Origin of the sequence: Escherichia sp. 10290 (assembly GCF_030295155.1) — a bacterium.
Lineage (GTDB): Bacteria > Pseudomonadota > Gammaproteobacteria > Enterobacterales > Enterobacteriaceae > Escherichia > Escherichia coli_F.
Window position 1 is genome coordinate 88,711 of sequence record NZ_AP025743.1, and the last position, 23,981, is coordinate 112,691.

A 23,981-nucleotide genomic window follows, 5' to 3' on the forward strand; every position below is an offset into this window, starting at 1 on the left:
CAGAATGTCATCGGTACCGGTGTGTGTCACATGACGTACTTTTTGTCAGGAAACGAATCCGGCAGCAGAATGAGCGCCACCCCGTCCATTTTCTCCCTCAACGTTTTACGCTGTGCCGGCGGCCAGCGGCGCAGTGCATCAGCAAAATCCGCCGGACGCCAGGTGCGAAATTTCTCCTCAACGGCCAGGCGGTTCTGTACCAGGGCATTCAGTACGGCCCGTCCCTGTCTGACTCGCTTACGCTCATCGCTGAAAATTTCCTTCAGTGCCCGTGCATTGAGAGCAACTACCGAGGCCGGATGCAAATCAGGGAGCCAGACCATCACCCCCTGTGCGGCAGCGTAGCCGTTCAGGCAGTGCCAGGCGTGGCAGAAGGCACAGAGATGAAAGGGCGGGCCTTCCGGCTGCAGCAGTTCACTTTCATTTTCGCTGAGTGCATCTGTTGTGACGATTTGTGACTTTTCCACATGACGCAGGGCCAGTCGCCTGGCCGACAGGCGGGCCTGTGCCAGGGACCGCTCCGCATCCTGCAGGGTTCGGGTGTGTTTCTTTTTTTCGTCAGCATTTTCCGGTACCGGATGTTTTTTCAGGCGCATCACCCGGGTGAGGTTTTTTTCCAGCAGGACGACCGTATCCCGGCAGGTGTCAGCCATCTGCTGTAATGGCCATGAATCCTCCAGAATGAAGCGGTGAGTGACGGTCCTGCGACAGCAGGGACAGCGTCCGGGTGTTGAGAGCACTGGTGGTGGCAGCAGGGATTCACCGCTGAATACCGTGTCCGGTTGCGGGAGCGGGAAAAGCCAGCGTTCCCGGACCGGGGCGATGAGTGGCGGTGTTTTGTTCATACGTTTTTCTCTCTGTATACAGGGTGACGGCAGCCAGAATCAGTGCTGCGATGGCGGTGGAATAACATTCTGCAAACACAAACTCCTGATTATCCCGGTTGTCGCGGGCAATCACGTTGCCGTGCTCTGTTCTGAGCAGGGTGAAAGGGGGCAGCTCACAGGACATGGTCTGGTCCTCCTCATTGTGTGAAGACGGCACCGGTTTCCCGGTGCCTTTGCGGATTAACTGATTGAAACCGGAGAAAGACCGAGCGTTTTCTGTCCGCTACCCATCAGTTCCGGTACGACGGCAAGGCAGAGGCCGACCAGAATTGACAGCAGGCAGGCCAGCCCGGCACCGGGTTTTTTACCGATTTGTTTGAGGCCAAGCAGGCCGCCGATAAAGAGCACCAGGCCAATAACCTGACCGATAGCCACAAATGAACTGCTGGAGCCTTTTGCACCATCGCCAACGGTTTTGATCATATCGAATAGGGTGTTTGCCATCGCTGTGTGGGGCAGCAGTATCACGGGAAGCAGAAGTAACAGGCGTATCAGCCGATCACGGCAGGCCACCAGGCATAACTGAACATAAATAAATGCAGCGCACAGACGCGCCGCCATGGCACGGAATCGTGACATATAGTCTCCTTAACTAACAGACTGAATTACTGAAAAAGGATGTGGATCAGAAGGCGAGACCAAGACTCGCCAGAGAGGCATCGATGACGCGATCGATAAAAACCAGCAGAACGCCGGCAACAAACTTGACGTTTCCTTTGCTGATGGACTCACTGCTGCTCAGGGCGGTATGCCCGTCCAGCAGGGATTTACGCCAGATGGAAATGCCGTTCATGGCAAACCCCACTCCGGCCAGTTTTACCAGTGAGAGCATGGCATTGGCGGCACCGGCAGCGGCACCAAAGGTGGTTGGTTGTACATAAGCGATAGGGCCGAAGGAATCTGCCCTGAATCCCATCTGGGTACCCCCGGCATTGATGAAGGATGGCAGGGCGACCAGCATGCCGCAGATGACGATACCGGCGATAAATTTTCCCGGTCCCATACTGTGACGCCCTTCAGCCCGGGCACGCATCAGATGACCAATCAGGCCGATAATCCCCAGCAGCTCTCCCCAGGTGAAGAGAAACTCCATGCCTGCACTGAATATACCGCTGGCAAAGTTCTCTATGGCTGTCAGGGCATCAATGCTCATCATCGTAATGTACCGGCAGAGGTGATGACTGAGCGGCTGGACGGTTCAATCCGGGTGATGGTGATATTCCCCAGCCTGTCACCTTCCCGTACTGCCCAGGCGCTACCCTGCCAGCGGATCCAGGCCATTCCTTTTTCCACCGACATGATTTTCATGCCCTGCAGGCGGGAAGGCGGGGTTTTCGTTGACTGGCCGTTATTCCCGGTCGGGATTTGCAGTGGTCCCTGCATCTGCAGGGCATGCACCTGCTTACGGGTTTCATCAAGCAACTGACGGGTTTCCTGTGCCCAGGCCTCATCTTTCCGTATGGTGTCGCCAAGGGTTGTGATGCTCTCTTTCAGCATGGTCAGGGTACGTCGGATTTCCTCATCCCGTCTGTCCAGCTCTGCTTTCAGGTCACGGGCAAGCTGCTGCATGTCTGCCTGTGGGGCGACAGGAGGTGCGGACATAGTGTTTCCGCTCCCGGTCTCCGTCATGGGCATGGGCTCTGCCCAGCTTTCGGCTGCGGGCGGTGTGACCGCGAAGCCTGCATCTGCAGGGGGCTCTGAGGGTGTCCGCAGAAACTTGTACCAGACTGCGGCCAGGATGATGAGGACACAGCCGGCCCAGACTGGCAGGCTGTATCCCATATACTGGCGTTTCAGGAAGGATTTGCCGGATGCCGGTGTCGTTGTTTCGCCAAAACTGCCGGGATCTTCATGTTCGTTTTTCATGGATGACTTTCCTGTTGTATTCCGTAACGTTGCCGCATTTCGTTCTGTTTACGCATGACAGCTGCCTGGATCCTGTCAGACGCCTGACGCTCTGCTTCTTCCTGGGTGAGCGGGCGTCCGGAGGGCGGTGGCACAGAAGGGGCAGTGCCGGAGGAGGGGGGACTGATATCGTTGCTCATGACCGGCTCAACAAACAGAATGGAGACAACCTCTCCGCGTGACACTGTCACCTGCCGGTAAGGTTCGCTCTCCGCCTGGCGGGTCAGCAACTGACTGCCCCGTTCGGCCATGCCGCCTGCAATGACGCCAGCCAGCGCCTCGCCATCAGGCATTCCCACCCTGCCGGTAATGCTGCCGTAGTTTCCCTGAATGACCTGTGTGTTGGCGTCTTTGTAAAGACTTCCGACACTGCCCACCCCACCGAGCACAGACGGCAGAACGATATGCTTAAACCAGCGGTGGTTCACGTCGCTGGCCACGGATGACATGCCGGTATGTTCATTCAGGGCATATGCATTGACTTTCAGAAACATGCCCCGCCACATCATCCGGTCAAAGTGGATATCCATTCCCTTGCCGGCGAGTCTGGCGTCCTGGCTGTAGAGGACTGCCCCGGCCCATGGGCCGGCAGGTACGGAGGCCACCACGCGGGAGACAGCATTGTCAGAGTCCACTTCCGTATCAATGAAGGCAGGTACGCGGGTCAGTGCCGGTATCAGCTGTATCCCTGTACGAGCTGCCGGGGTTGCCAGACTGGCCTCCTGCAGACGTGGTTGTGGTGATGTGCCGGTACCGGGTGGTGAGGCGTGTGAGCTTATCCCGGGAGCACCAGTGGTACCCCACATTGCAGCCGCCACTACCGGGGGGCGGGCGTCAGGATGCTGTGTGTTGATGCGGGCAAGCAGTTTTTGTAACGCTTCCCGCTGTTTTTCCCGGGCTGTTTGATCTGCCTGAGGGGGCGTTGATGGTTGACCAGAACCCTCGGCCTGGTCAGCAGGCTGAGTATCCCTACTTTGATTCTTTCCGTGATCAGTATCCAGTCCCCTGGGCAGACTGGCGATGAACGTCTGGTTATTACGTAATGCTTCTGCGGCCCCGCGCTCATTGTCAGCACGCAGTAAATCCCGGTAGTGCTGTGACTCCACCACGGTCCGCCCGCTGCCTGTTGTCGTGCTGTTGATATTGACTGACGAGAGCGATGCGCTGTTTTCGGGGGAAAGCCAGGTGAGCAGCAGGTATCCGCCCCCGATGATAATCACGCCCCCGAGAACCAGCAGGGCTGACAGTTTTTTGCCGGACTTTGCGGCTGTGTCCTGTTCTGCGCTCATGATTTACTCCAGTTCAGGGGTGACGTGAATGGACTGACCATTCACGGAGAAGGTGAGTAAGGGAGTCACCGGCAGTTTCCACAGACGCGTACCGTCAGCAGATGCCAGCGTCTGTTCAAATTCATCCCGCAGCATGGCCCGCGATCGCACGAGCAGATCATCGCCGTGCTGCCAGATGGTGGTGTCCGGAACATTTCCGGAGAATTTCAGCCGACGCACGGTGGGATCATCGGGAGGAACACCGTCCAGAAAGGCCTGCAGGGTGGCATCATGCAGGGCAATCTTCTCTGATGGTACGGCTACCACAGGACTGACAGGTCCCTGACGGGGAATGCGCAGATCCAGACGGCTGTCGATCTCCTGACTCAGGGTATTGGTGTCGGTTTCACCACTGGTGATATTCAGAATGACCGGTACAGACAGTCCTTTGAGGTAGACCGTTACATTCCCTGCAGCCCAGGCGCGCAGGGGAGTGACGGAGACCATATTGCCGTTGAACTGCACATCAAAGTGACCGGGTGCCGCGTTATAAGGCGGATCCGACTGAGGCCACGGGGAGCCGTTGATGTCCGTGAACGTTACCACGCTGACGTTATGCAGTGCGGTTCGGACAAGCGGCAGACTGGCCCCGGGTGACAGATTTACTGTGAGGGAGCTGATACGGGGCACCACACTGGTGACAGGTGCGCTGATGGCCCGTTCGTTATCGGCCATTCGTCCCCGCAGTTCCCGAATTTCACCTGCATTCAGGGGGGAATCCAGTGATGCGGCTTCCTGAACAAGGGGAGAGGCAGGTGGCGGCAGGGGGCCTGTGAGTTGTGTGGCAGGCGGGGGGCCGCCTGCGGGGGCGTTCCCGGGAGCCTGTCCTGTCTTTCCGCCAGCCTGTGGGGTTCGTGCGTTCTGCCAGCTCGGGTTATCTGCAGCCGTGACAGTGCCGCACACAATAAGCAGTGCGCCAAGAAGATGATGTATTTGCATGATATGAGTCTCAGGTTCCTGATGCGGCGTTACGGGAAACCATCTGGCTGATTTCCATGCCGCCGGGTTTGATTCGTGGGTCAACGCGCCGGACAGTAATTTCAAAGGTGAAGGCCTGCTCGGGGCGGGTGCTGCTCTGACCGACCAGACGCATCCTGACCGGATACTGGAATTTCCAGAACCAGATGCCGTTTTCCATCTGGCCCTGATTCACCAGCGTGCCGGCCCCGATGGTGGCCGTGAGGTTAAATTTCTCCTTTTTAATGGTGTCCAGAATGTTGGAGGCCTGAAGAGCATTCACATAGCCGGCAAAACCGGCTTCGGAAAAGCGGGGGGCCAGTGTCGTGATTTGTTTCCTGTAGTGGACAAAATCCAGATTAAAAGCTTCGCTCAGCGTCATGCTGCCAAACGTCATGACGTCGCTCTGACTCCAGGCTGGCTGACTGGTGGGGGCCAGGCGGACCAGCCGGCCATTGTCGGTGGCAAAGTATTCACGCGTTACGTTGCTGTTATGCCAGTACTGTATGATATTGCCGGTCAGACTGATGACGAGAGCTGCGCTGCTACACAGCAAGGCCCTGACAAGTCCGGGAACCAGTGCGGCCCGTTGTTCTGACTGTGCAATGGTACTGAGCGTTTGTTTATAAATATCTCCGCTGTTATCTGTTTCCGGAGAGACAGGGGATGTGGGGTGTGCTTCGCTCATGGGGCTCCTGTTCAGAGGTTATAGTCTTTCCAGGGGTCGATATTCCCCGGCAGATGTTCATTCACCCGATCCACGACGGCATCACAGACCTGGTTTTCCAGATCGCGAAGGATTTTGTCCAGACTGGGGAATTGCGGAAGAGTGATGCTGACGTCCTTAATGCGGGACAGGCAGGACTGCAGGGAGGAGGCGACGTCGTTTTCTCGCTGTGACCATGCCTGGCTGGCTGTGCGCGCCCGCTCCCAGGCTGCTTTGCTGCCGGCTTCGGCAGCGGCCCCCGCCCGGCAGGTGGCGGCACCTGCCACCGGTGATGCCAGGGTGATGCCGGTCAGTATGACCAGCAGCGTTTTTTTCATGTTCATGGTCGTCCTTACCGGCTCATCGGCCGGGGCTGTGGGATTGTGCCTGTTGCAGAGTTTTTTCCTGCCTGTCCTCCGCCTTTTGGCTGTCAGACCACTCTTTCCAGGTCTGCTCAAAACCCAGAGAGCGGAAAAGCTTGTCCGGTTGCTCTTCCGGTTTGTGGATGGCGGCAAACAACGGGGAGTCCTGTTGCTTCAGGTGAAACTGCATTATTTGTGGGGACGGACGCTGATGATTATTCTCATCATGGTTAACAGCTTCACCGTAACCGGCAAACTGCAGACCGTTATCCGTCAGGGCATTGATGACCAGCTGACGGTTGTCAGCTGACGGGGTGGCCAGTGCCGGGTAAAGGGTGCCGTTCAGGCGGACCACGCCCTGCAGATGATCATCTGCGCTGTGGACCAGCAGAAGATTCAACTGACGATTGTCCTTATCGGCAGAGGCGATGGCTGGTATCAGTTCATTGGGGGCATTACCAGCGAGGGGGAGTCGCATTGATTGATCCTGAGGTGCTGATGCAGGTTGCCTGTCTTCACCAATGTACAGATTATTGGGAGGATTTTTGGGGGAGCGAACTTCCTGCATTATCTGTGGCCAGTGTTGTTGCATCTGTAACATCACCTGGCTGAATGTTGCCATCGGAAAATCCAGGATATGCTGACCAGCATGAGGATGGTCATTATCGACGGTAATGCCGTTACTGACAGGAGTCATGGCCCAGATATTACGGATACGATCCCGTGTTTCACCGGACAGCCGGAATGTTTCTCTCGCCTGCAGCGTCAGTGTGACGGGGTTGCCTTTCTGGTGGTTTTTGACCAGTTCTTCCAGGCCGTTTCCCCAGTATTCCCGTTTGCCACTGCGGTTGGTGAGCTCCACAAAAAAGCAGCGCCCTTTTCCGGGCGCATACTCTTTTTCTCCGTAGTTTGTCAGGACGGCAGTCACACTTTCACCGGGTCTGAGTTTGCCGGGGGGCTCTTCCTCCGGTGTGTCGGGTTGCTGTGGCTGTGCACTGACAGCGACGTTTCCTGCTGACGATGACGGGGCGGCTGGTTGTTCCGGTGTGCCGGCCCGGGGGGCTTCAGCTTTTGCCGTGACCGGCGCTTCCGGATGCGGTGTTTCAGCCGTACTGCCTGCAGTTTGCTCTGTTTCTGCTTTCGGTGACACAGGGGGGGCCGGTTGTGCCATTGTTGTCTCTTCCGGTGACAGGCGGTTGAGTTCCGGCGTGGGTCTGTGGGTGACGATGGCATCATGCGCCATCCCTTTCTCCTGGCGGAGTTTTTCCAGCGCAGCCCTCTGGACCGGGAGTTTCATGCGAACCTTGATGTCATATTCGACAATCAGCTGCATGGCTTTTTGTTTAAAGGCATCACTGCCGGTCAGCTCGATAACGCCGCCATAGAAGTTGGTGGCCACAGCAAGGGCAGCCAGGACCTTTTTGTCATCAGTGCTGGCACCATCCACCATTTCCAGACGGTTGAGTTTATCCAGGAATGCCGGTTCGCCGTCGACGCGGCAGAGCGCAGTATTGTCGGGTAACTCATCGTATGTAAGATTTTTAATAATCTCGTCCAGGTTGTGCCGCTGCGGACTGTTGGGCCGGCGGGGCGCAAAGATAATCGTGTCCGGTTCTGCTGACGATGTGTCTTCCGGGCTGGTTTCAGGTGGTGACGGTGGTGCTGCGGCCTCTGTCGCAGTTTCGGCCTCCGTAAGCTTGTTCTCCTGAATAACGGGAGGTTCGGCGGTACGTGATTTTCCACCGGTCAGAAAACGGCGCAGGCGGCTGAAAAGCGATGCTGTTTCAGGGCGGGCTGTTTCATTCGCTGTGCTGGTCTCAGTGGCAGACACTGGACGCTCTTCCTTCGGTTTATCTTCTGCCGTTGGTTCAGGGGTTGCCTGCTGTACGGGCTGAATTTCTGCAGGTTCAGAAGGTGAGGCTGTTTCTGCTGTATCGGTGTGGTGAGCTGTGGTCATCACAGTAACATCAGCATTGAGGTCTTCCGCAACTGTGTCCAGGTCGTCATCGATAGCGGCAGCGGCACTCTCTTCACCTGTATCAGTGGCAGACATAACGCCCTCTTCCTGAGGTTTATTTTCTTCCGTTGGTTCAGGGGTTGCCTGTTGAACAGGCTGCATCCCGGCAGGTTCAGAAAGTGTCTTTGTCTCCGCGTTGTCGGTGCTGTGAACAGTGGCATTCCCCGGAGCATCAGCATTGAGGTCTTCCGCAAATGCGCTCCAGTCGTCAGCGCTGCCCATGGAGACCTGCTGTGGTTCTTCAGGTTGCGTTGTGGCGGTGTGCTGTGTCCCGGTTGCGTCGGAGACGGATGTTTCCGGTGTGTCGTAACTCCGGAGGGCAGTGGTGGCGGAAGAGGTGTTCTCTGCGTCATTATCAGTAGCAGACACTACGTTCTCCTGTGGTTTATCTTTAGCCGATGGTTCAGGACTGGCCTGCTGCACTGGCTGAATCTCTGCAGGTTCAGAAGGTGAATCTGTTTCTGCTGTGCCGGTGTCGTGAGCCGTGGTCGTAACTGTGGCGTCAGCATTGGGTTCTTGTGCTAATACATTTCGGTCGTCAGTGGTGGCGGCAGAGGTATTCTTTGCGTTGCTGTCAATGGCAGAAACAGCATTCACCTGCGGTTCATTCGGGGAGGCTGTCCCTGCAGTTACCGACTGCAGGGATGCATATGCTGCATAGTCATCTTCATATGCCTGATTGTCTGTCTCTTCTGCAGGGATGTCATAAGGATGATTCTGTTCCGACACTGCCGGTTCAGGGGCTGTGCTCTGTCTGTTTTCAGGGTACACTTGTGGCTTCTCATCTTTTACCGGTGTGAATATCAGGTTGCCGATCACGATAGCTTCACGGCGGTCAGTAGTGTCATTGTTGGGCGTGGGGATACCGATATATTCTAACTGTGCGTTCATGGCTCGCTGAAAGGCGTCTCGTCCCCTGCTGGCGTCCAGGTCATTGAAATCGGTCAGTCCCTGTGCTTTTTCCGCCTCCGTAAAGGCCGGAATAATGACTTCGCCATGCGTGCTTGCGGCAGCTTTTTGGGCACTTGAAACACCTTTGTTAATTTTCCGTTGATGGTCGTTGTCGGCACAGAAGACAAAGGGGCTGTCAGTCCAGATTTGGCGGGCATTTTCTGCCACGTCAATCATATTGCCGGCATCAACTGTCATCAGAACCGGAAGGCCGGTGGCTTCGTGCAGGGAGGCTGCAGTTGCGTAACCTTCCGCAAATAACAGGGGACGGCCATTTTCCGGGGTTCCGAAGGTGAACCAGTTACCGGTTTTCTCTGAGTCTTTCAGAATGCGGGCATCCTTCCCGCCGGTGACAGGAATACGCTGGTATGAACGTATTTCTCCCCGGCTGTTACTGAAAGGGATGACGAGTTCATTCTTGTTATTCAGACGGACGCCCGGTGCGGCAAGGATCCCTTTTCGGGTCAGGTATTCATGCTCTGTTGCCTGTGGTAACTGGTTAATATAGGAGCGGGCATACCGGGCCTGTTTGTTGTACTGTTGCTGCAGTTTACGTGCGTTATCATCGCGCTGTTGCTGAGCGAATGCCCGCAGATGCAGTCTGGCCAGAGGATCGTGTTGTTCTCCGCCGGAAAATACCCAGTTTGTGGGACTGTCATCGGCGCTCCGGTAGTCGCGGTACCAGCCGGCGGGGCGCCCATCAAGATAGGCCTTGTATGCGCCACTTTTGGCCCCTTTTTTGTCATCCCGGGTGGCGACTCTGTGTATGGCGCCATCCATCTGTGGCAATCCCTGAATAACCAGTCCGGCGTTTTCCAGGACCTGAGCAAATTCGGTGACCGGATCGCCGGCATCCATCGACAGTTCCTGCGGCCGGGGTAACCAGCGCTCCAGCAGTGAAAGTTCGGTACCCGCCCGGGCATACCAGAGTTTTTTTTCTGGATCCCATGCGACAGCTTTGCGGCCATTTAACGGGGGGACTGCATTTTTTACGGCTTCTGTCTCCTCAGGCGGGACAGCAAGCCAGGTACGATATCTGGACTTCATGTCGTTCTCCGGGGATTAAATATGAGGGCGTTGTGATACGCCGGGATGATGGACAAAAGAGGGCTATTCTGGTCCGTGCCATTCACGGGGTAATTCTGTGCGGTGTCGGTACCACCAGGGACGTCCCGATGCCTGCTTACCCTGAAGCAGGCTGTACAGACGTATACAGAGGGTGCGGACTGTCCAGCCGGAATATCCCAGGAGCATAAAAAACAGCAGAATGCCGCTGCACACCCAGAATGTCGTTTTTGACGGATACGGAAACAACAGCAGGTAAATCATGGTAAACGGCAGGGGGACACCATAAATGTTGAGCGGTGGTGTTACATCCCGCCAGAAGCCTTCGCGTTTCATCGGGGGAACTCTCCGGCCGGGATGAAGAGCGCTGCTTCTGATTTCTCAATGCGGTCGTTCTGATACATGGTCAGAACCTGATCCCTTATCCGCCGTTTTTCCTGACGAATGATTTCGTCAATGTAATGTCCCCATGTTGCATGGGATTGTCCGGAGAGCGTATTGCGCAGTTCGTCAGTTATGACGATGTATTCCCGGACAGCCTGCCTGCCGCCGTCATTTGTTCTGACCAGTACCTGCACCAGAATGAACTGTACGAGGGAAAGCGTGGCTGCAGCCATCGAATCCCTGATTTCAGGAGGAAACAATCCCAGCAGGCGGGCAAAGGTTTCTCCGGGTGATTTTGTGTGCATGGTGCCGATACAAAAGTGTCCGGTATTACCCGCCTGGACTGCGGCATCTGCTGTTTCATAATCCCTGATTTCACCGATACCAATGATGTCCGGATTACGGCGAACGGCAGAGCGAAGTCCTGCAGCAAAACTTTCCACATCGCGCCCGATTTCGGCCTGATGGGGAGGCAGAAGGTCATTCTCTCCGCCCAGAATGTATTCCACCGGATCTTCATAGGTCACTATTTTGCGATCGGGGAAATTTTTCAGAATGTGGCGATACAGTGCCGCCGCCAGTGTGGATTTCCCGGAGCCGGTTTCTCCGCAGATGAAGCCCAGGCCGGTTTTTCTGAGCATGGCATCCAGCAGATCCGGTTCAATATTCATAGTGAGGATGTCCGGAATATCTGACGGGATCACCCGCATGGTGACGGAAATGGCTTTTTCTTCTGTTGCCGATGTTCCCTGTATCAGGTGGCAGCGCAGGCGAACACGCTGACCTCGCTGCAGGCCATAGCGGCCGGAGGCATCTCCGCTGACCTGAATGGTACGATCCACGGGATGACCTGACAGAACCCGGGGAAGAACCTCCCGCCCAAACAGCTCATCACTCAGTGCCATCATGATGGAAGACGGAAGGGGATTTACGGATGAGCGAACCCGCCGTCCAAAGCGACTGACGGATACCGGTGAACCGCCGGTCAGATCAATATCACTGACGCGGTGGCGGGCACACCAGGCAAAAAAATGGCGAAACTCTTCTGCCGTAAAACGGGAGAAGGGGAAGGTACCGAAGTCATCTGGTGATATCATTTTTCTCTCCTTCGGTGCTGACAAGAGGGCGCCAGCGCGATTTCTGCAGCGTAAATTCAGCATGTGTTTTCAGGCGGCGGACGCGATCGCCAGTGATGAGTTTTTGCCCGTTGCCGGTAACCGTCTGCATCTGCTCTGTGACATCTGGACGTGTGATCATGCCCTGACGCCACAGAAGGGCGTAAAGCATCATGCCCCGGTAATCACGGGTCAGGCGCTTCTGATTAGCTTCCAGTGTGAGATCTGCGTTGAGGCGCCCTTCCTGCCATCCCTGACGTAAGGCGTTTTCCCATAGTCTGCGTTGTGCCCGGTCTTCCGGCACAACCCGGCCTTCAGTGCCTGGTGTGGCGGTGGTTGAGAGTCCTTTCAGCAGCCAGTCACGCCATCCAGGTGGATTACTGACAAAGCGTTCCGGGCGGAGGATGGTCCAGACACGGGAGGCTGTTCTTATCTGGTCCGGTCTGATGTGTGCAACATCCTGCGCTTCATCGATAACAGGAGGCAGCCAGCCTTCCTTGCTGATGAGAGGCCGGAAATCATACAGGGCATTCAGGGTACTTTCCCGGGCATTCAGTGCCTGAATCAGTTCCCATGAGCGCTGTGCTTTTCCACCACGGAATCCCAGCGTTCTGCCGGCATCCGTGAGCATCTGACGACGGGTATCTGAAATACCATCATCCTGGTTTCCGGAGGGCGTCAGCCATGCACGGATATCCGGGGGCGGTGCGTTTTCTGTCATGACGGCAGAAGAACGGTGATGCTGTCCGGCACAGCCTGTAAGCAGGAGAGCAGACAGCAGGAGACACAGGTGTGTTTTCATTTTTTCTCCGGCGTCATAAAAGACAGATGTAAACGCCCGGCTGACTGCGAGAGTGTTGCCCGCCAGGCAGTCTGGGCTTCAGTGATACGAAGGACATCAGCAAAGGTCATGTCGCGGACGTGCAGTGAGACGGGTAAGGGGAGACGGACGCCGCTGTAGCTGAACTGCTGGCCGCGCAGACGGGCCAGTTCGTTGAGCAATTCCAGGGCATCGCCTTCCCAGTCAAAGGAAACACGGTCGCTGTGAGCCTTCAGACTGCCGCCGGACTGACGCTCCGGAAGGGCTGCAGAGTAAATTCCCTGCCCCCATAGCTGATACTGCGCATGCCGGGCGACGGCGACATCAGAGGCAGCACCATACTTTCTGGTCGGAGCTGTATTATCCGGGGGGAGATGGCAGCCGTTCAGGCAGAGTACGGCGAGACATCCCGCAGGTATCATACGGTTCATGGTGTATTTTTCCTGAGCAGTGAAAGAAGAAAGCGTTGTGGGGAGGATTTACTGGTTCGTGTTTTTGCTGAATGGCTGGAGCACCTCAGAGGGAGACAGTGCTACCCGGATACAAATATCGTTTGCTATCACGACATTACATTCGTTAGCTGTCGGATCCCGGAACGGTTCCACCATAAAGGCTTTGTTTTCGATATGCGTTTTATTTTTGTTAAACATGCATTTCCTCATGCGAAAATGATATGTCAGATAACAGCCAGATCAGAGGCAGCACTACAGGTCTGGCTGTGTCGTTTGATGGTCGGAAAACGCGAGGATGCAGGTCTGGATACCCCGGTCAGTACCGGGGCAGAGATGATCAGAATGTGAACTGCAGTTGTGCAACGGCACCGTAGTTGTTGTCTGTGCCTGCTATACCCGCCACATCAATATGGACGACATCAAATGGTGAGATACCCAGCCCGGCGGTGAACGCACTGCCATCATTGCTGGCCAGATTCTGGCGGTAGCCTGCACGTAACTGTGCCCATTTCCAGGCATTAAATTCAGCACCAATGGCAGCAAACTGACGTTTACTGTCTGATGTGAAGCCACTGGCCGGGGTCAGGTCAACATCCAGTGCTGTAGTGAACATGTCGTTGTGCCAGGAGACACCGGCAGTCACCTGCGGGCGGATCCTGAAAGTTTCTGTGACACCGTTCACTTCCTTTGTCTCAATACTGCGGGGGAGCAGGTTCTGTGCGACCAGACCCAGTGTCCAGTTGTCATCCAGGTCCATGCTGGCCCCGATATCAGCGTTAATGCCGTTTCTGGTGTTGTGGTAACGGTCGCCTTTGAAAGCGCTGCTGTCGTAATTTTTAACCAGCACGTTGTAGTTAAACAGGTCAACACGCTGGAATTTTGGTGTGAAGCCCAGAGACCACTTTTGTCCGGCCGTTTCCAGTTCAGTAGCCAGAGCAATACCCACATCGGTGACCAGTGCGGCACGGGCAAAAGCCTGAGAGGTCAGTCTGTCTTTATCCACATCCTGACCGTTACTGTTTGCAATGCTTTCCAGATAGTTCAGGTCGGCATCACTGACTTTACCGTCGACACTGATCGTACCGTAGCTTTTCAGCATCAGAGCGGCAGCGAGGGTGTCACCGGGAAGAGTCGCCACAGCAGATGTTCCCACCTGTGCGTCAGCATGTGTGTGACGGAAGTCCTGAAGTCGCGTCTTCAGACGTGCAGCAGTCTGCGACACGTTGCTCTGACTGTCGATGGCACGATCAAAGGCTTTCCAGTCATCACTGATTTTGTCTGCGTTGTCACTGATATTACCCGGATCGGACAATTGCCCACCAACGGACGGAAGCAGAAGACTGAAGTCATCTTCCGGACCGGCTTTTGTCAGCAGGGCCGGGTTTGCCAGAGGTGCCACACCGTAGTGAGAGGAGGCTACCCCGGTTCCCCCCATTGCATCATTGCGGGCTTCAAAATATGAAGTTGCGGCTGTTGAATTAAAGGAAAATAAAACAGCAGATGCGATGAGAGTTCGGGTAATGTGCATATTCATCATCATTTCAGTTTCCTGGTTTGAGGTGTTTTGGGTACAGCAACGGTATGACACGACTGTGCCATTAAAAATTTATTGGTTTTTTCTCTGCGTTATTACCAGGGTAATAACGGTATACTGAATAACTCAGCAGGTAATATTTTTCCTGTCATCAGATATTCTGCCTGTGCCGGACGAAGCGTTACGGTCCGGACGGATGTCTTTGCATATAAATTGCGGGCAGTGTGAAACCAGTTTTCTTTTTCCTTATTCATTCTTACAGGTGATAAAGAAAGTACAGGATAAATGATGGCTTTATTAATTTCTTTTTTCTTGCGGAACAGTACACCGCAATATTCCTGTGAATGAACACCGGCAAAAGGAAAACTGTGCCAGAGAATAATATCCACATTATCGCTGGCTGAAATAAGCTGGCAGAACGCATCCTGTGTTGCTGGCCACTCACCGGCACGGCTTAAAGGATAACGTACCCTGCCGTTCAGCCATTCCGGGTTGAGATAAAACCAGTCAGCCAGAGCCGTCAGAATCTCTCCTGTCAGATAATCTGCGAGTTTGTCCGGGTCACGGAAAACGGCAGGACGGATATTCCAGGGAGCCAGTAACGTTGTCATCGTTGTTACGCAGACATCATGTGCCTGCATGATGTGTTCTGTCCGGCAGATAAGACGGTGAACGATGTTTTCAGCCGGGAGAAACATTTCAGTTAATGCATCTTCGACCAGGATACGCGTCAGGTCGGATACAGAAAGGGAGAGTTGCTCGCTCATTATTCCGAGTGCTTCTCTGACGCCCTGCGGATAACGGATCTGCAGGGGAGTGGACTGCAACTGGCGGTTATTGAGCAGAGCTTCGCTAATCCGGGCCCTGTCAATGGAGAGCATCATGCGGGCAGCAATGCCTGTGCTGTTGGGTTTCATTTCACCTCCGTGCGGTTCATATGTTAAGTCTAAAGAGCGTGTTTACTGAACGGAAACGAGTTATTTCGATCGTTATGATCGAGTGTGTTTCAAGAGTGCTTTTAACTCTGTTTTAAGCGTGAATGAAAAGGATTCGGACAGGACGTGATTTAGCATGCCGCTGGTCTGGCATTATGCTGCAGAGCAGACGGAGTCAGGAGATTGAAAGTATTTCGTTATATAATCTTTTCCTTTTCGGGATGAAATCAACGAGGTTCGTATGAAAATTAAACAGCATAAAGAAAAACTGGAGATTATAAGGGATATTATTCGAGAGACGCTGTTGGGTAATGCTGCTCTTATTGTTCTGGCAGCCATGGTTCCGGTTGTACTGGTGAAACCATGGGATTCGATGACATTTATTTTTATGGGGGCCGTGTGTGTTTCTTTTGCAGTCATTCTGTTCTGGCTGGTTTATATAGTTTGTTTGTATATAGGAACGCTTGTAAAGAATATTTTTATAAGGATTTTTGCTTTTTCTATTTGGGCCCTTTCTGCTGAGGGGGCAATTATTTATAACATGATAAAGATATTATCATAGAAAAGTTGTTTATATATTGGCTCTATGTAAAAAGAATGGTACCTCTGCCAGAGTCCCCGGCGTTATTTTTATGTGTTGGGGCCATGAATGTTTATTTGGCATCCCTTATCTCGCCCATCAGCAGGCGGATACGCAGCCAGGTGTCATGATCCAGAACAGGTGATGGTGTTACCATGCAAGCACAGTGCCCGGTGACGAGCGTATCAAGGAAGCGTTTTGCATCGCTGGCACTTTCATATTCACCAGTATGGATCAACATCCACCTTTGCCCCAACGCTGATTCGGTGTGAATTGGTTGCGAGAATGCGATTGTGTAAACGTCTTCAATTGTTACGATACGATTATTATCCGCAGTGGCTGCACGGGAGGATAAGTGTTTCATAAAGGGTCTCATAGCGTTAATTTTGAACAAAAATTATTTGTTCAGGAGGAGGATATGAAAATACTGTTCGCTTTTGTCATGAACTGGCTGTTTGTTAACGGACAAATCATGACCCGTTCATCAATGTTTGCGGGTAGCTCGCCTGGTGTGGGGACGCGTTCACCCCGCTGAGCAGCCTGGGCCAGTGCGCGCAGCAACAATACGCTGGCGTGAGATATTGCCAGTTCCCGGGTTTCAGCACGGCTTTCAAGGTCGAAATCGTGCAGTGTCACAATGAACACTCCGTTTCTGTTTCTGACAGTTGCAGGGTAGGGAACAAAATAAGGGGAAATTTTGCTGGTCTGTTTACGCCTTGCATCGAGTTTACTGACCAGGTGATATGCCCGGAGATGTGTGTACCGTTTCAACATGTTCAGGGAGCGGTGACCGGAAATGGCTGCAATCTCCATAACGTTCAGTGTGCCGAGCTCGAACAAACGGCTGATGGCCTCATGGCGGAGATCGTGAAAATGCAGATTTTCTATTTTCAGATCCAGAAGAGTGGTACGCCAGGCGCTTTTGAAACCGGACGAGGTGTAACTGAACACATTGCCGTTTATCTGTTGTGGCAGAATTTGCAGGTAGTTACGTGCTTTCCGGGAGAGTGGGACATCGCGTGGTGAGCCATTTTTCGTTTCAGGAAGATGCGCCACGCCGTGCTGCAAATCGAGGTGTTCCCAGCGTAATGAGAGAATTTCTCCCTGGCGCATTGCTGTTTCCAGAGCCAGATGGAAGATAACGTAGAGCTGCGGATTTTTGTCCCTGAAATAGCGGGAAAGGCGGCGTTCTTCACCAGAAGTCAGTCGGCGGTCGCGGCCATTACTGATTTTCGGTTTTCGGACCAGTTCAACAGGATTCATACGGCATGTTCCCCATTCCACACGGGCGATATTGAATAATGATGATAAAAGGGCAAGTTCAAGACGGACGGTATTTCCGGTGATTTGACGCCCTGTTCGTGGGTTAATTTGAGCTAAACGCTGATCCCGGTAACTGGCGATATCAATGGTAGTGATTTCATCCATATAGCGATCGGCCATAGGGTGACGTTTAATCACATTGACGCGATAAAACTCCTGCAGATGACCTTTTTTATGGACGGAAACAGTCTTCAGGTATTTGTCCAGTGCCCGGCTGAGGGACATTTTGCGAGTTTTGTTTTTTTGAAACATATCTGCCTTCCACGATAAAAACGGGGAAGGTAGGAGGCTGGATACAGAAATGCAATACTTTCGTGCCAATCCGGTATGTGGGCAGGTTTTGAATCCTACCCTGTCGGAAGCCCTATACCGTGGCCATCAGCCACCCCTCCACAAGGCTACCTGGTGATGAACGGGCAGTCATTTTCATGTTCCCGGTATCCTCAGCTTGCCCGTGCTTATCCCGGGTGTAAGCTGCCGGATTTGCGCGGTGTTTTTATCCGTGGCTGGGACAACGGACGTGGGCTGGATGGAGATCGGAACAGACATCTCCTGAGTTATCAGGCCGATCAATCCGGTGTCTATCATGAGCGTGGGGGATGGCTGAAAGGGCATCACAGCGGTATGCCTTACTGGGCCCAGGGAAGCACAACGGAAATGCGCCCCAAAAACATTGCCTTTAACTACATCGTCAAAGCAAGCTGATGCATTTAAGGCGTATTAACTTTTAACTTACAGCAACGTATTTTGACCCAGACCATGCTTCCCGAATACCCCGGTTTACCTCTGTACGCTCTGAATCCTGCCGCACCATAGCCTGCTTTGCCGTCACAGACGGCAAAGCCGTTTGAGCCACTACCCCAGTTCGCATAAACCGGTTTTCTGGAGTCTTCTTCTGCGTCATAACAGGCCGAATAATCAAAAACCAGTGCATCGCTGATATTATTCTTCCAGACACCGGATTGGCACGCTGGCTACTGCCTGACGCTTAATTAAATACCGGCCCCAGGTATATTGAGACACGTAACAGATATCGTTCCACCTGACTCATAATTACCCCACGCATAATTATTGACATACCAGACATTATTTTTATCGGAATAAACCTGCTGAAAACCACCGAAAGGAGAACCATTAAGATACGTCCATGCACAATATGCATGGACACCAAGTCTGAAATTACGAATATTTTTTCCGATGTTATAGGTCTGCGTTGTGAATTTAATTTCAGTTGACCGCCAGACACCGGATTGGCACGAAAGTATGGCCCCTGTACTGGTGCGGCCTACAAGTCCGTCCGGTGAACACTTTGTGCCTGCCGTAGCTGTTTTATCAAGCTGTAAATACTCCCCGGTTGAAAGACGACCGTCAGACCGGACTGTACCACCACTGACTTTCCCCCCTTTGATTTCCCCGGTGGTTGTGATGCCTTTGCCATTAACCGCGCGTATCCACTGGCTGTCCGTCATGGTGAATCCACCACCATGTGTGATATTCATCCATCCCTTATTGTTTCTGGTGATTAGCCAGCCGTCTTCACTCGTAATATCACCTTTCAGTGTGGCACTCTGACCATTGATATTGCCGGTGTTGTTTATGTTATTCCCGCCCATATTTATTGCAGTATGCATCTGATTCAGTTCAGGACGACCTGCTACCTGAAAACGGTAGAGACGGTCACTTTCCTGCAGGTCATCACCGCTCATGACGACGGCGATGTGACCTGTCGAACAGGTAAGTCCGTAGTCTCCCGGTTTATCTGTCCAGGCTCCGAATGCGCCTGTTGCCGTTCCGTTTTTGCTGATAAATCCACCCAGCCCCGGCAACTGACCCGCCACACTACGCAGCCCTTCTTCTTTGATTGTCTGCCCTCCAGTTGAGCAGGTCAGGGCTTCCAGACGCCCGGTGGTCTGGTTACGGCGGATACCGGTGATATAACTCTGACCAAACGGAGAATGGTTAAACCCCTGTTTCAGATATCCCTGACGAATCAGATCATCAGCCGTGAAATTTGCCGGAAGGCTGCCGCTATGCAGACGGGCATTGTTGTCGGCAATATAGTTTCTGGCTGCGGTATTGTAGGCATCTGCATGATATGCAGCACTCTGGTAAAGCTGCTCATTCAGCCAGTTTTCAATTTCTGAATAAATCATTGGTGTGGCGATACCGATCACAATCAGTCCGGCCAGAATTTCAAACAGAACAAAACCTTTATCGTCGTCTTTTTGCATGGTGTTACCCTCCGGTGTGAAAAATGGCACCAGGAAAAAAAGTGAAAATGTACAGTGATGCACAGATAAACGGACCAAATGGGATAGCGGCCCCTGTATTACTGCGCGGGAACAGCGACATACAGACCATGGTGCCGGTGGCGGCAATACCGATGATCCACGGAGTGCTGTTGGCAGATGACCACATGGCCACACCTGCAATCAGAAACACGTCCCCCAGTCCCAGCGTCTCCACTCCCTTGCGGTATGAGGTGTAGCGCCTCAGGAGATATAACAGGAGAAACCAGAACAGAGCACAGGCAAGCGCAATAGCAGCATCGCCCTGCCATAAACGAAACGCCACACCCAGCATCAGGAATGTGAGGGTGAAGGGACGGGGAAGACGGCAGGAGGTTGCGTCAGTTAGTGTCATCAGTGTCATGCAGCCTGCCATCAGCAACAGAAAGCAAAGTCCGGTAATGTCTGTCCCCCGGATGATGTGCGTAATGGTGGCGGTGAGTGCCAGAACAACACAGAGCAGGGAGAGGTGACGTGGAAGCCGGAGGGTATGCACCTGCATGAGATAATGTCCGGCCACTCTGATGGCAAGTAACTGTATGGTCAGCGTAGCGGAGATCACGAGTAAGATGATGAGGAACATGGCTCGTATTCTCCGTTATTAACGTCCCTGCATATATGCGGCATAAATCAGCCGGGCATATTTCATTCTGCGGTGAGTGTTATTTTTATTAAATCCGGCGTTGTAGCTACCGAGACACTCCCAGTTCACACCACACTGCTGAAAATGCCGGGCAAGGATCCATGCACCTGTCTGTATATTCAGGCAAACATTACTGAGCAGTTCATTTTCACTTCGGATAATTCCCATTCTTTTCAGTCCGGGAATATGTGTGGAATTAATCTGCATCAGGCCATAATCTGTGCTGATAATTTTTCCGCTGGCATTTCTGTTATGATTGATGGCCCGGGGATTCAGGCTGCTTTCTTTACGGGCAATTACTTTCAGTAGTCCGGGATCGATGGAGTAACGTTTTCCTGCCTGAATAAAGCAGCTATCCAGTGTGTTACTGTTTACGGCGGCAGTCGCCGGGAGACAGAATAAGAAAAGAGATGAGAGATAAAACCATTTCATGATTATGTGCTCCGGGAAACAGCACCCCGGAGGGAGTGCTGTGTGGCAGGGCATTAGCTGTTGGTTTCCAGCTTGATATTGTTTTTATCGCTACTGCAGACGGTAACGGGATCCACCGTGTTCGGGGCTGTGTTCATAATTTTGGTAAATATGGACGAACTGCGCAGGCTGTTAATCAGCTCAACACAGTTTGTTTTAGGAACATTATTACTGGTGATAATGTAGCCATATTTGTCTGCTGTGGCAGCAATCGTGACATCACCACCCCATGCGTTTTTGGCTTTGTTGCCTCCTGCAATCATATCAGCAGGCAATGCACCGCTTTCCGTCAGGGTTTTGATATAATCCGTTCCGGTATATCTTCCCTGGAACTTGTATTGCTTCATTTTGGTTGCAATTGTCTGCAGGTTTTTCAGTTCGCGCTGGTTGTCACTGGAGGCCATTGTGCTGGACATCTGGCTCATCGCGAGCGCGACAACTATTGCGATGATAATCATTGCGCCGGCAATTTCTAATAATGTTAAACCTTTATCATCTTCTTTATCTTTTTTTAAAGAAAAATAAGAAGACAGACGTGCTCTGAAGTTCATATATGACTCCTGTATTAATGGTTATTACGTTAATGAAAGTATATTGAAGGGCGTTTTAGTGTGACGGCAGGTATTATTGCTTGAGCATATCGCTGATACTGTATATCGCGCTAATCATGTTAAGAATAAAAAAGAATACAAAACCTCCTGAAATACCGGTGATAATTAATCCACTTTTTCTGACGCTATTTTTTGCATCTTCCAGCCACTGTCCGGCATAGGTATTCATTGCAGATACGCTGTCTTCCCTTTCAGAATTTAAGAGAAGTTTATTGATGCATATTTTTGAAGGAAAATCATAGTCAGAATTGCGCATGGCGGTGGCCAGATTCTGACCGGATAATACATTTTTTCTTATTGCCTGAATTCTCTCCTTTAACCATTTATTATGCTCTGCACTTTTTTCAATTCTGAGCAGCGCCTGTGAAAGCGGAATATTTATCTGCAGCATTGACGATATGCTGAACAGATAATTCACACCATGAAAAGTCTGATAGAGCGACCATGGTGGCAGTTTGTCAAGAAGCCTGCGTCCCGGGCCGGTATAGCGACTGAGTGAGAAGCGGATGATGATGACAAGCGTGATGATGGCACCACTGATCCACAGACCATAGCCGATGACAAGCTCTGACATGGCTGCAAGGACTTTCATCTGGAATGACCATTTCTCCTCCGGTGCAAAAGCGCTGACAATGGGGATGAGGCGGGTATGTGCGTTGTACATATTCTCCACACAGAGTGAAAGCAGCAGAAGGGGATAAAGACAGAGTGTGATGAGACTGCTCACCATTTCCCGCCGTGCTTTCATGGTTTTTGCGACCTGGAACAGGGCTTCGGCGATGTTCCCGCGTTCTTCACCGTTCCTGATCAGTGCCGCTTCTTCCGGGGGAACCCATGTGGGCAGGGCCCCCGACAGCATACCGCTGGCTTTCAGGGAGGCAATACATTCTCTGGCCAGAAAGTACATGCCGGATGTTCCTTTTCGGGTGCCAAAGTCAGTTTCGACATTACAGATAAACTCCAGGGCGCGCAGTGACGGCGTTCCGTCACGTATCATTCCGCCGAGGGACTCATAGAACTCGGCACGCTTAAGACCGAAGGTTTTTCTGGCTGTCCAGCTGTTCAGGGCAGACAGATCCAGTTCAGTACTGTTGAGTTTTTCCAGAAATTTCATATCAGCGCAGCAGCGTATAGCTGTCCTCATCAATGGGAGAGATGTAATGGGCCGCCAGAGGGTCAACCAGTCCGCTGTTGATTTTTCCCAGCAGATGCTGATTACGCGTCATTCCGCCCAGTTCCCTGTGCCAGTAGGTTTTGGCTTCGATACGGCCTTTTTCCCGGTATAACTGAAAAAATCTGGCGTCAGGAGAGATGACTTCTGCAATCACTGTACGCCCTGTGACACCACGCCAGCAGTGTGGACAGCCTTCATGGTTTCTCAGATATACCGCATCAGCATTACAGAAGGTTTCCACCAGATGTCGCTCATCCTTTGTACGACTGGATGCTACGTCATTCCATGGATGACGACAGTGGGGACATATCAGCTGAACCAGACGCTGACTGAGCAGTCCGATGAACAACTGCGGGTCTGCAATCATCCTGGCCTGAACACCCTCCATCTCAAGGCGTTCGAGGATGTTAATCGGGTCGTTCGCATGGATGGTGGTCAGCATCAGATGCCCGGTCATGGCGGCTTTTATTGCCGTAATGGCGGAATCGTGATCGCGGATTTCACCGTTCAGGATGCTGTCAGGATCAAGACGCAGTGCTGACTTGATGGAGTCCACCCAGCCCCGGGTGGTATCCATAACGGCTGTCTGAATTGCTCCGGGGATACGGCCTTCCGGCGGGGATTCAATCGTGAACAACCTGCGCCGTGGCAGAAGAATACCGCCGGTGTTGTTGAAGCCGTATTGTTCAAGGTATGCCGCAGAGGCGGTTCTCAGCGTGGTGGATTTTCCCGAGCCGGTGGGGCCAGAGAGGGTGATAATGCCTTCAGGGCGTTGCAGGATACGGCGCAGGGTGCACTCCTGATCCGGGTGATAACCCAGCATACTGAAGGTCGGGATTTGCTGGCTGTCATCCTTGATCAGACGGAGAACAGCATAGAGGCCTCCCACGCAGGGGTAGTGGGAGTAGCGTGCGCCAAACAGGCCAGCCAGTTTCAGGTACTGTTCAGAGAGACGTGCGTCCTGTGGAACCCCGGGATCAAATTGTGTGCCCTTGATGACATCCGTCATGCCGGAATAGGTAGCCCCCAGTAATTCCAGACCTTCTTCTTTCCGGAGGATATCGAGCACTTCCAGTTCGCCATGAACCCGGGCTTCCACATAGGTGAAGTCTGTGTTGTCCCGCCCTGGCGTCATATGAAGGTCGGAGGCACCAAGGGAGGCAGAATGGCGGATATAGCCGAGCATTTTCTGCTGTATCGGGTTAATAGCGTTTTCATCGCCTGTCGTTGTGGCGTCCTGTCTGAGGCGGGCTATCACATCCAGCGTGGTGAACTCAAAGTCTCCCACACGCCCCTGATAGCGTGCGCGAAGGCGGGTCAGATATTCCTGGACGGCACGCAGATGTTTTTTTCCCTCAACAACCCTGATCCGCAGTTGTCCGGCGTTATCGGTGTCGATGGCCACATAATCCAGAATGTCATCCGGCGGCAGGTCTGCTGGATCCAGCATAAAGCCTCCTTACGGGCAGCGGT

Annotated in this window: 26 protein-coding genes and 1 pseudogene; 2 read left to right on the forward strand and 25 right to left on the reverse strand. The window is 53.0% G+C overall.

Annotated elements, in window-relative coordinates; genetic code table 11:
• Positions 1-26: 26 nt before the first annotated feature.
• The 17 genes from QUE74_RS29120 to QUE74_RS29200 form a co-directional block, all read right to left on the reverse strand.
• Entirely contained in the window at positions 27-845 is an 819-nt protein-coding gene (locus QUE74_RS29120; protein ID WP_072148514.1) for a conjugal transfer protein TraT, read from the reverse strand.
• Positions 760-1,011, reverse strand: coding sequence for a hypothetical protein (locus QUE74_RS29125; protein ID WP_001277575.1), 252 nt, complete (start codon positions 1,009-1,011; stop codon positions 760-762). Before QUE74_RS29125 ends, QUE74_RS29120 begins: the two co-directional genes overlap by 86 nt.
• Positions 1,012-1,067: 56 nt before the next feature.
• The gene (locus tag QUE74_RS29130; RefSeq protein WP_000086067.1) at positions 1,068-1,466 is read right to left on the reverse strand and encodes a DUF6750 family protein; all 399 of its coding nucleotides are present in this window, start codon (positions 1,464-1,466) and stop codon (positions 1,068-1,070) included.
• Between the two features lie 46 nt (positions 1,467-1,512).
• On the reverse strand, positions 1,513-2,043 hold the full coding sequence (gene traQ, locus QUE74_RS29135; RefSeq protein WP_000987022.1) for a conjugal transfer protein TraQ: 531 nt from the start codon (positions 2,041-2,043) through the stop codon (positions 1,513-1,515).
• Positions 2,040-2,753 (reverse strand): conjugal transfer protein TraP, encoded by a 714-nt coding sequence (traP, locus tag QUE74_RS29140; protein WP_000787006.1) that lies wholly within the window; start codon positions 2,751-2,753, stop codon positions 2,040-2,042. The genes traQ and traP overlap by 4 nt, the downstream gene beginning before the upstream one ends.
• Positions 2,750-4,081 carry a conjugal transfer protein TraO gene (gene traO / locus QUE74_RS29145; protein WP_009453278.1) on the reverse strand — a complete coding sequence of 444 codons (1,332 nt, stop codon included), beginning with the start codon at positions 4,079-4,081 and terminating at the stop codon, positions 2,750-2,752. Before traO ends, traP begins: the two co-directional genes overlap by 4 nt.
• Before the next feature lie 3 nt (positions 4,082-4,084).
• Positions 4,085-5,059: a DotH/IcmK family type IV secretion protein gene (locus tag QUE74_RS29150; protein ID WP_001165565.1), complete on the reverse strand. Its 975-nt coding sequence runs from the start codon at positions 5,057-5,059 to the stop codon at positions 4,085-4,087.
• Positions 5,060-5,069: 10 nt separating this feature from the next.
• Positions 5,070-5,765: a DotI/IcmL family type IV secretion protein gene (locus QUE74_RS29155; RefSeq protein WP_001287261.1), complete on the reverse strand. Its 696-nt coding sequence runs from the start codon at positions 5,763-5,765 to the stop codon at positions 5,070-5,072.
• Positions 5,766-5,776: 11 nt separating this feature from the next.
• Complete coding sequence (locus QUE74_RS29160; RefSeq protein WP_001056365.1) at positions 5,777-6,127, reverse strand: hypothetical protein; 351 nt, start codon at positions 6,125-6,127, stop codon at positions 5,777-5,779.
• 16 nt (positions 6,128-6,143) lie between these two features.
• Positions 6,144-10,160 (reverse strand): LPD7 domain-containing protein, encoded by a 4,017-nt coding sequence (locus tag QUE74_RS29165; RefSeq protein ID WP_021554958.1) that lies wholly within the window; start codon positions 10,158-10,160, stop codon positions 6,144-6,146.
• 63 nt (positions 10,161-10,223) lie between these two features.
• Positions 10,224-10,514, reverse strand: a complete 291-nt coding sequence (locus QUE74_RS29170) for a hypothetical protein (RefSeq protein WP_000817799.1) — start codon at positions 10,512-10,514, stop codon at positions 10,224-10,226.
• Positions 10,511-11,659 (reverse strand): plasmid transfer ATPase TraJ, encoded by a 1,149-nt coding sequence (gene traJ / locus QUE74_RS29175; RefSeq protein ID WP_000625246.1) that lies wholly within the window; start codon positions 11,657-11,659, stop codon positions 10,511-10,513. The genes QUE74_RS29170 and traJ overlap by 4 nt, the downstream gene beginning before the upstream one ends.
• Positions 11,643-12,479: a type IV secretory system conjugative DNA transfer family protein gene (locus QUE74_RS29180; RefSeq protein ID WP_000848138.1), complete on the reverse strand. Its 837-nt coding sequence runs from the start codon at positions 12,477-12,479 to the stop codon at positions 11,643-11,645. Before QUE74_RS29180 ends, traJ begins: the two co-directional genes overlap by 17 nt.
• Positions 12,476-12,928, reverse strand: coding sequence for a DotD/TraH family lipoprotein (locus QUE74_RS29185; protein WP_001081198.1), 453 nt, complete (start codon positions 12,926-12,928; stop codon positions 12,476-12,478). Before QUE74_RS29185 ends, QUE74_RS29180 begins: the two co-directional genes overlap by 4 nt.
• 48 nt (positions 12,929-12,976) lie before the next feature.
• The gene (locus QUE74_RS29190; RefSeq protein ID WP_000482367.1) at positions 12,977-13,147 is read right to left on the reverse strand and encodes a hypothetical protein; all 171 of its coding nucleotides are present in this window, start codon (positions 13,145-13,147) and stop codon (positions 12,977-12,979) included.
• A 139-nt stretch (positions 13,148-13,286) separates the two neighbouring features.
• Positions 13,287-14,489: a conjugal transfer protein TraF gene (locus tag QUE74_RS29195; protein WP_000980151.1), complete on the reverse strand. Its 1,203-nt coding sequence runs from the start codon at positions 14,487-14,489 to the stop codon at positions 13,287-13,289.
• A gap of 89 nt (positions 14,490-14,578) precedes the next feature.
• Positions 14,579-15,400 carry a hypothetical protein gene (locus QUE74_RS29200; RefSeq protein WP_000804090.1) on the reverse strand — a complete coding sequence of 274 codons (822 nt, stop codon included), beginning with the start codon at positions 15,398-15,400 and terminating at the stop codon, positions 14,579-14,581.
• A gap of 259 nt (positions 15,401-15,659) precedes the next feature.
• Between QUE74_RS29200 and QUE74_RS29205 the strand changes: the two genes are divergently transcribed.
• Positions 15,660-15,980, forward strand: coding sequence for a hypothetical protein (locus QUE74_RS29205; RefSeq protein ID WP_000695052.1), 321 nt, complete (start codon positions 15,660-15,662; stop codon positions 15,978-15,980).
• Positions 15,981-16,071: 91 nt separating this feature from the next.
• Here QUE74_RS29205 and QUE74_RS29210 read toward each other — a convergent pair whose 3' ends face one another.
• Positions 16,072-16,362, reverse strand: coding sequence for a hypothetical protein (locus tag QUE74_RS29210; protein ID WP_000681898.1), 291 nt, complete (start codon positions 16,360-16,362; stop codon positions 16,072-16,074).
• Positions 16,363-16,403: 41 nt separating this feature from the next.
• Positions 16,404-17,573, reverse strand: coding sequence for a site-specific integrase (locus tag QUE74_RS29215; protein WP_000486835.1), 1,170 nt, complete (start codon positions 17,571-17,573; stop codon positions 16,404-16,406).
• A 51-nt stretch (positions 17,574-17,624) separates the two neighbouring features.
• Here QUE74_RS29215 and QUE74_RS29220 point away from each other — a divergent pair.
• A pseudogene (locus QUE74_RS29220) lies at positions 17,625-18,026 on the forward strand (phage tail protein); the annotation flags it as partial.
• Between the two features lie 287 nt (positions 18,027-18,313).
• Here QUE74_RS29220 and pilV read toward each other — a convergent pair.
• The 6 genes from pilV to QUE74_RS29250 all read right to left on the reverse strand — a co-directional run bounded on the left by pilV (position 18,314) and on the right by QUE74_RS29250 (position 23,958).
• Positions 18,314-19,552, reverse strand: a complete 1,239-nt coding sequence (gene pilV, locus QUE74_RS29225; RefSeq protein WP_032072136.1) for a shufflon system plasmid conjugative transfer pilus tip adhesin PilV — start codon at positions 19,550-19,552, stop codon at positions 18,314-18,316.
• Positions 19,553-19,556: 4 nt separating this feature from the next.
• Entirely contained in the window at positions 19,557-20,192 is a 636-nt protein-coding gene (locus tag QUE74_RS29230) for a prepilin peptidase (RefSeq protein WP_000478596.1), read from the reverse strand.
• 18 nt (positions 20,193-20,210) lie between these two features.
• Positions 20,211-20,684, reverse strand: coding sequence for a lytic transglycosylase domain-containing protein (locus QUE74_RS29235; protein WP_000870986.1), 474 nt, complete (start codon positions 20,682-20,684; stop codon positions 20,211-20,213).
• 53 nt (positions 20,685-20,737) lie between these two features.
• Complete coding sequence (locus QUE74_RS29240; protein ID WP_001011156.1) at positions 20,738-21,274, reverse strand: type 4 pilus major pilin; 537 nt, start codon at positions 21,272-21,274, stop codon at positions 20,738-20,740.
• 73 nt (positions 21,275-21,347) lie between these two features.
• Positions 21,348-22,448: a type II secretion system F family protein gene (locus QUE74_RS29245; RefSeq protein WP_000670135.1), complete on the reverse strand. Its 1,101-nt coding sequence runs from the start codon at positions 22,446-22,448 to the stop codon at positions 21,348-21,350.
• Position 22,449: 1 nt separating this feature from the next.
• A complete protein-coding gene (locus QUE74_RS29250; protein ID WP_000886638.1) occupies positions 22,450-23,958 on the reverse strand; it encodes a GspE/PulE family protein in 1,509 nt (502 codons plus the stop codon).
• Positions 23,959-23,981: the final 23 nt, after the last annotated feature.

What these genes read in the sequence shown, in the direction of transcription:
- QUE74_RS29130 (WP_000086067.1), bottom strand. Translation starts at nt 1,466, where the DNA reads ATGTCACGATTCCGTGCCATGGCGGCGCGTCTGTGCGCTGCATTTATT.
- QUE74_RS29235 (WP_000870986.1), bottom strand. Translation starts at nt 20,684, where the DNA reads ATGAAATGGTTTTATCTCTCATCTCTTTTCTTATTCTGTCTCCCGGCG.
- QUE74_RS29215 (WP_000486835.1), bottom strand. Translation starts at nt 17,573, where the DNA reads ATGTTTCAAAAAAACAAAACTCGCAAAATGTCCCTCAGCCGGGCACTG.
- traQ (WP_000987022.1), bottom strand. Translation starts at nt 2,043, where the DNA reads ATGATGAGCATTGATGCCCTGACAGCCATAGAGAACTTTGCCAGCGGT.
- QUE74_RS29155 (WP_001287261.1), bottom strand. Translation starts at nt 5,765, where the DNA reads ATGAGCGAAGCACACCCCACATCCCCTGTCTCTCCGGAAACAGATAAC.
- traJ (WP_000625246.1), bottom strand. Translation starts at nt 11,659, where the DNA reads ATGATATCACCAGATGACTTCGGTACCTTCCCCTTCTCCCGTTTTACG.
- QUE74_RS29190 (WP_000482367.1), bottom strand. Translation starts at nt 13,147, where the DNA reads ATGTTTAACAAAAATAAAACGCATATCGAAAACAAAGCCTTTATGGTG.
- QUE74_RS29165 (WP_021554958.1), bottom strand. Translation starts at nt 10,160, where the DNA reads ATGAAGTCCAGATATCGTACCTGGCTTGCTGTCCCGCCTGAGGAGACA.
- QUE74_RS29170 (WP_000817799.1), bottom strand. Translation starts at nt 10,514, where the DNA reads ATGAAACGCGAAGGCTTCTGGCGGGATGTAACACCACCGCTCAACATT.
- QUE74_RS29160 (WP_001056365.1), bottom strand. Translation starts at nt 6,127, where the DNA reads ATGAACATGAAAAAAACGCTGCTGGTCATACTGACCGGCATCACCCTG.
- QUE74_RS29245 (WP_000670135.1), bottom strand. Translation starts at nt 22,448, where the DNA reads ATGAAATTTCTGGAAAAACTCAACAGTACTGAACTGGATCTGTCTGCC.
- QUE74_RS29180 (WP_000848138.1), bottom strand. Translation starts at nt 12,479, where the DNA reads ATGAAAACACACCTGTGTCTCCTGCTGTCTGCTCTCCTGCTTACAGGC.
- QUE74_RS29200 (WP_000804090.1), bottom strand. Translation starts at nt 15,400, where the DNA reads ATGAAACCCAACAGCACAGGCATTGCTGCCCGCATGATGCTCTCCATT.
- QUE74_RS29185 (WP_001081198.1), bottom strand. Translation starts at nt 12,928, where the DNA reads ATGAACCGTATGATACCTGCGGGATGTCTCGCCGTACTCTGCCTGAAC.
- QUE74_RS29250 (WP_000886638.1), bottom strand. Translation starts at nt 23,958, where the DNA reads ATGCTGGATCCAGCAGACCTGCCGCCGGATGACATTCTGGATTATGTG.
- QUE74_RS29150 (WP_001165565.1), bottom strand. Translation starts at nt 5,059, where the DNA reads ATGCAAATACATCATCTTCTTGGCGCACTGCTTATTGTGTGCGGCACT.
- QUE74_RS29230 (WP_000478596.1), bottom strand. Translation starts at nt 20,192, where the DNA reads ATGTTCCTCATCATCTTACTCGTGATCTCCGCTACGCTGACCATACAG.
- QUE74_RS29120 (WP_072148514.1), bottom strand. Translation starts at nt 845, where the DNA reads ATGAACAAAACACCGCCACTCATCGCCCCGGTCCGGGAACGCTGGCTT.
- QUE74_RS29205 (WP_000695052.1), top strand. Translation starts at nt 15,660, where the DNA reads ATGAAAATTAAACAGCATAAAGAAAAACTGGAGATTATAAGGGATATT.
- traO (WP_009453278.1), bottom strand. Translation starts at nt 4,081, where the DNA reads ATGAGCGCAGAACAGGACACAGCCGCAAAGTCCGGCAAAAAACTGTCA.
- QUE74_RS29125 (WP_001277575.1), bottom strand. Translation starts at nt 1,011, where the DNA reads ATGTCCTGTGAGCTGCCCCCTTTCACCCTGCTCAGAACAGAGCACGGC.
- pilV (WP_032072136.1), bottom strand. Translation starts at nt 19,552, where the DNA reads ATGCAAAAAGACGACGATAAAGGTTTTGTTCTGTTTGAAATTCTGGCC.
- QUE74_RS29210 (WP_000681898.1), bottom strand. Translation starts at nt 16,362, where the DNA reads ATGAAACACTTATCCTCCCGTGCAGCCACTGCGGATAATAATCGTATC.
- traP (WP_000787006.1), bottom strand. Translation starts at nt 2,753, where the DNA reads ATGAAAAACGAACATGAAGATCCCGGCAGTTTTGGCGAAACAACGACA.
- QUE74_RS29195 (WP_000980151.1), bottom strand. Translation starts at nt 14,489, where the DNA reads ATGATGATGAATATGCACATTACCCGAACTCTCATCGCATCTGCTGTT.
- QUE74_RS29240 (WP_001011156.1), bottom strand. Translation starts at nt 21,274, where the DNA reads ATGAACTTCAGAGCACGTCTGTCTTCTTATTTTTCTTTAAAAAAAGAT.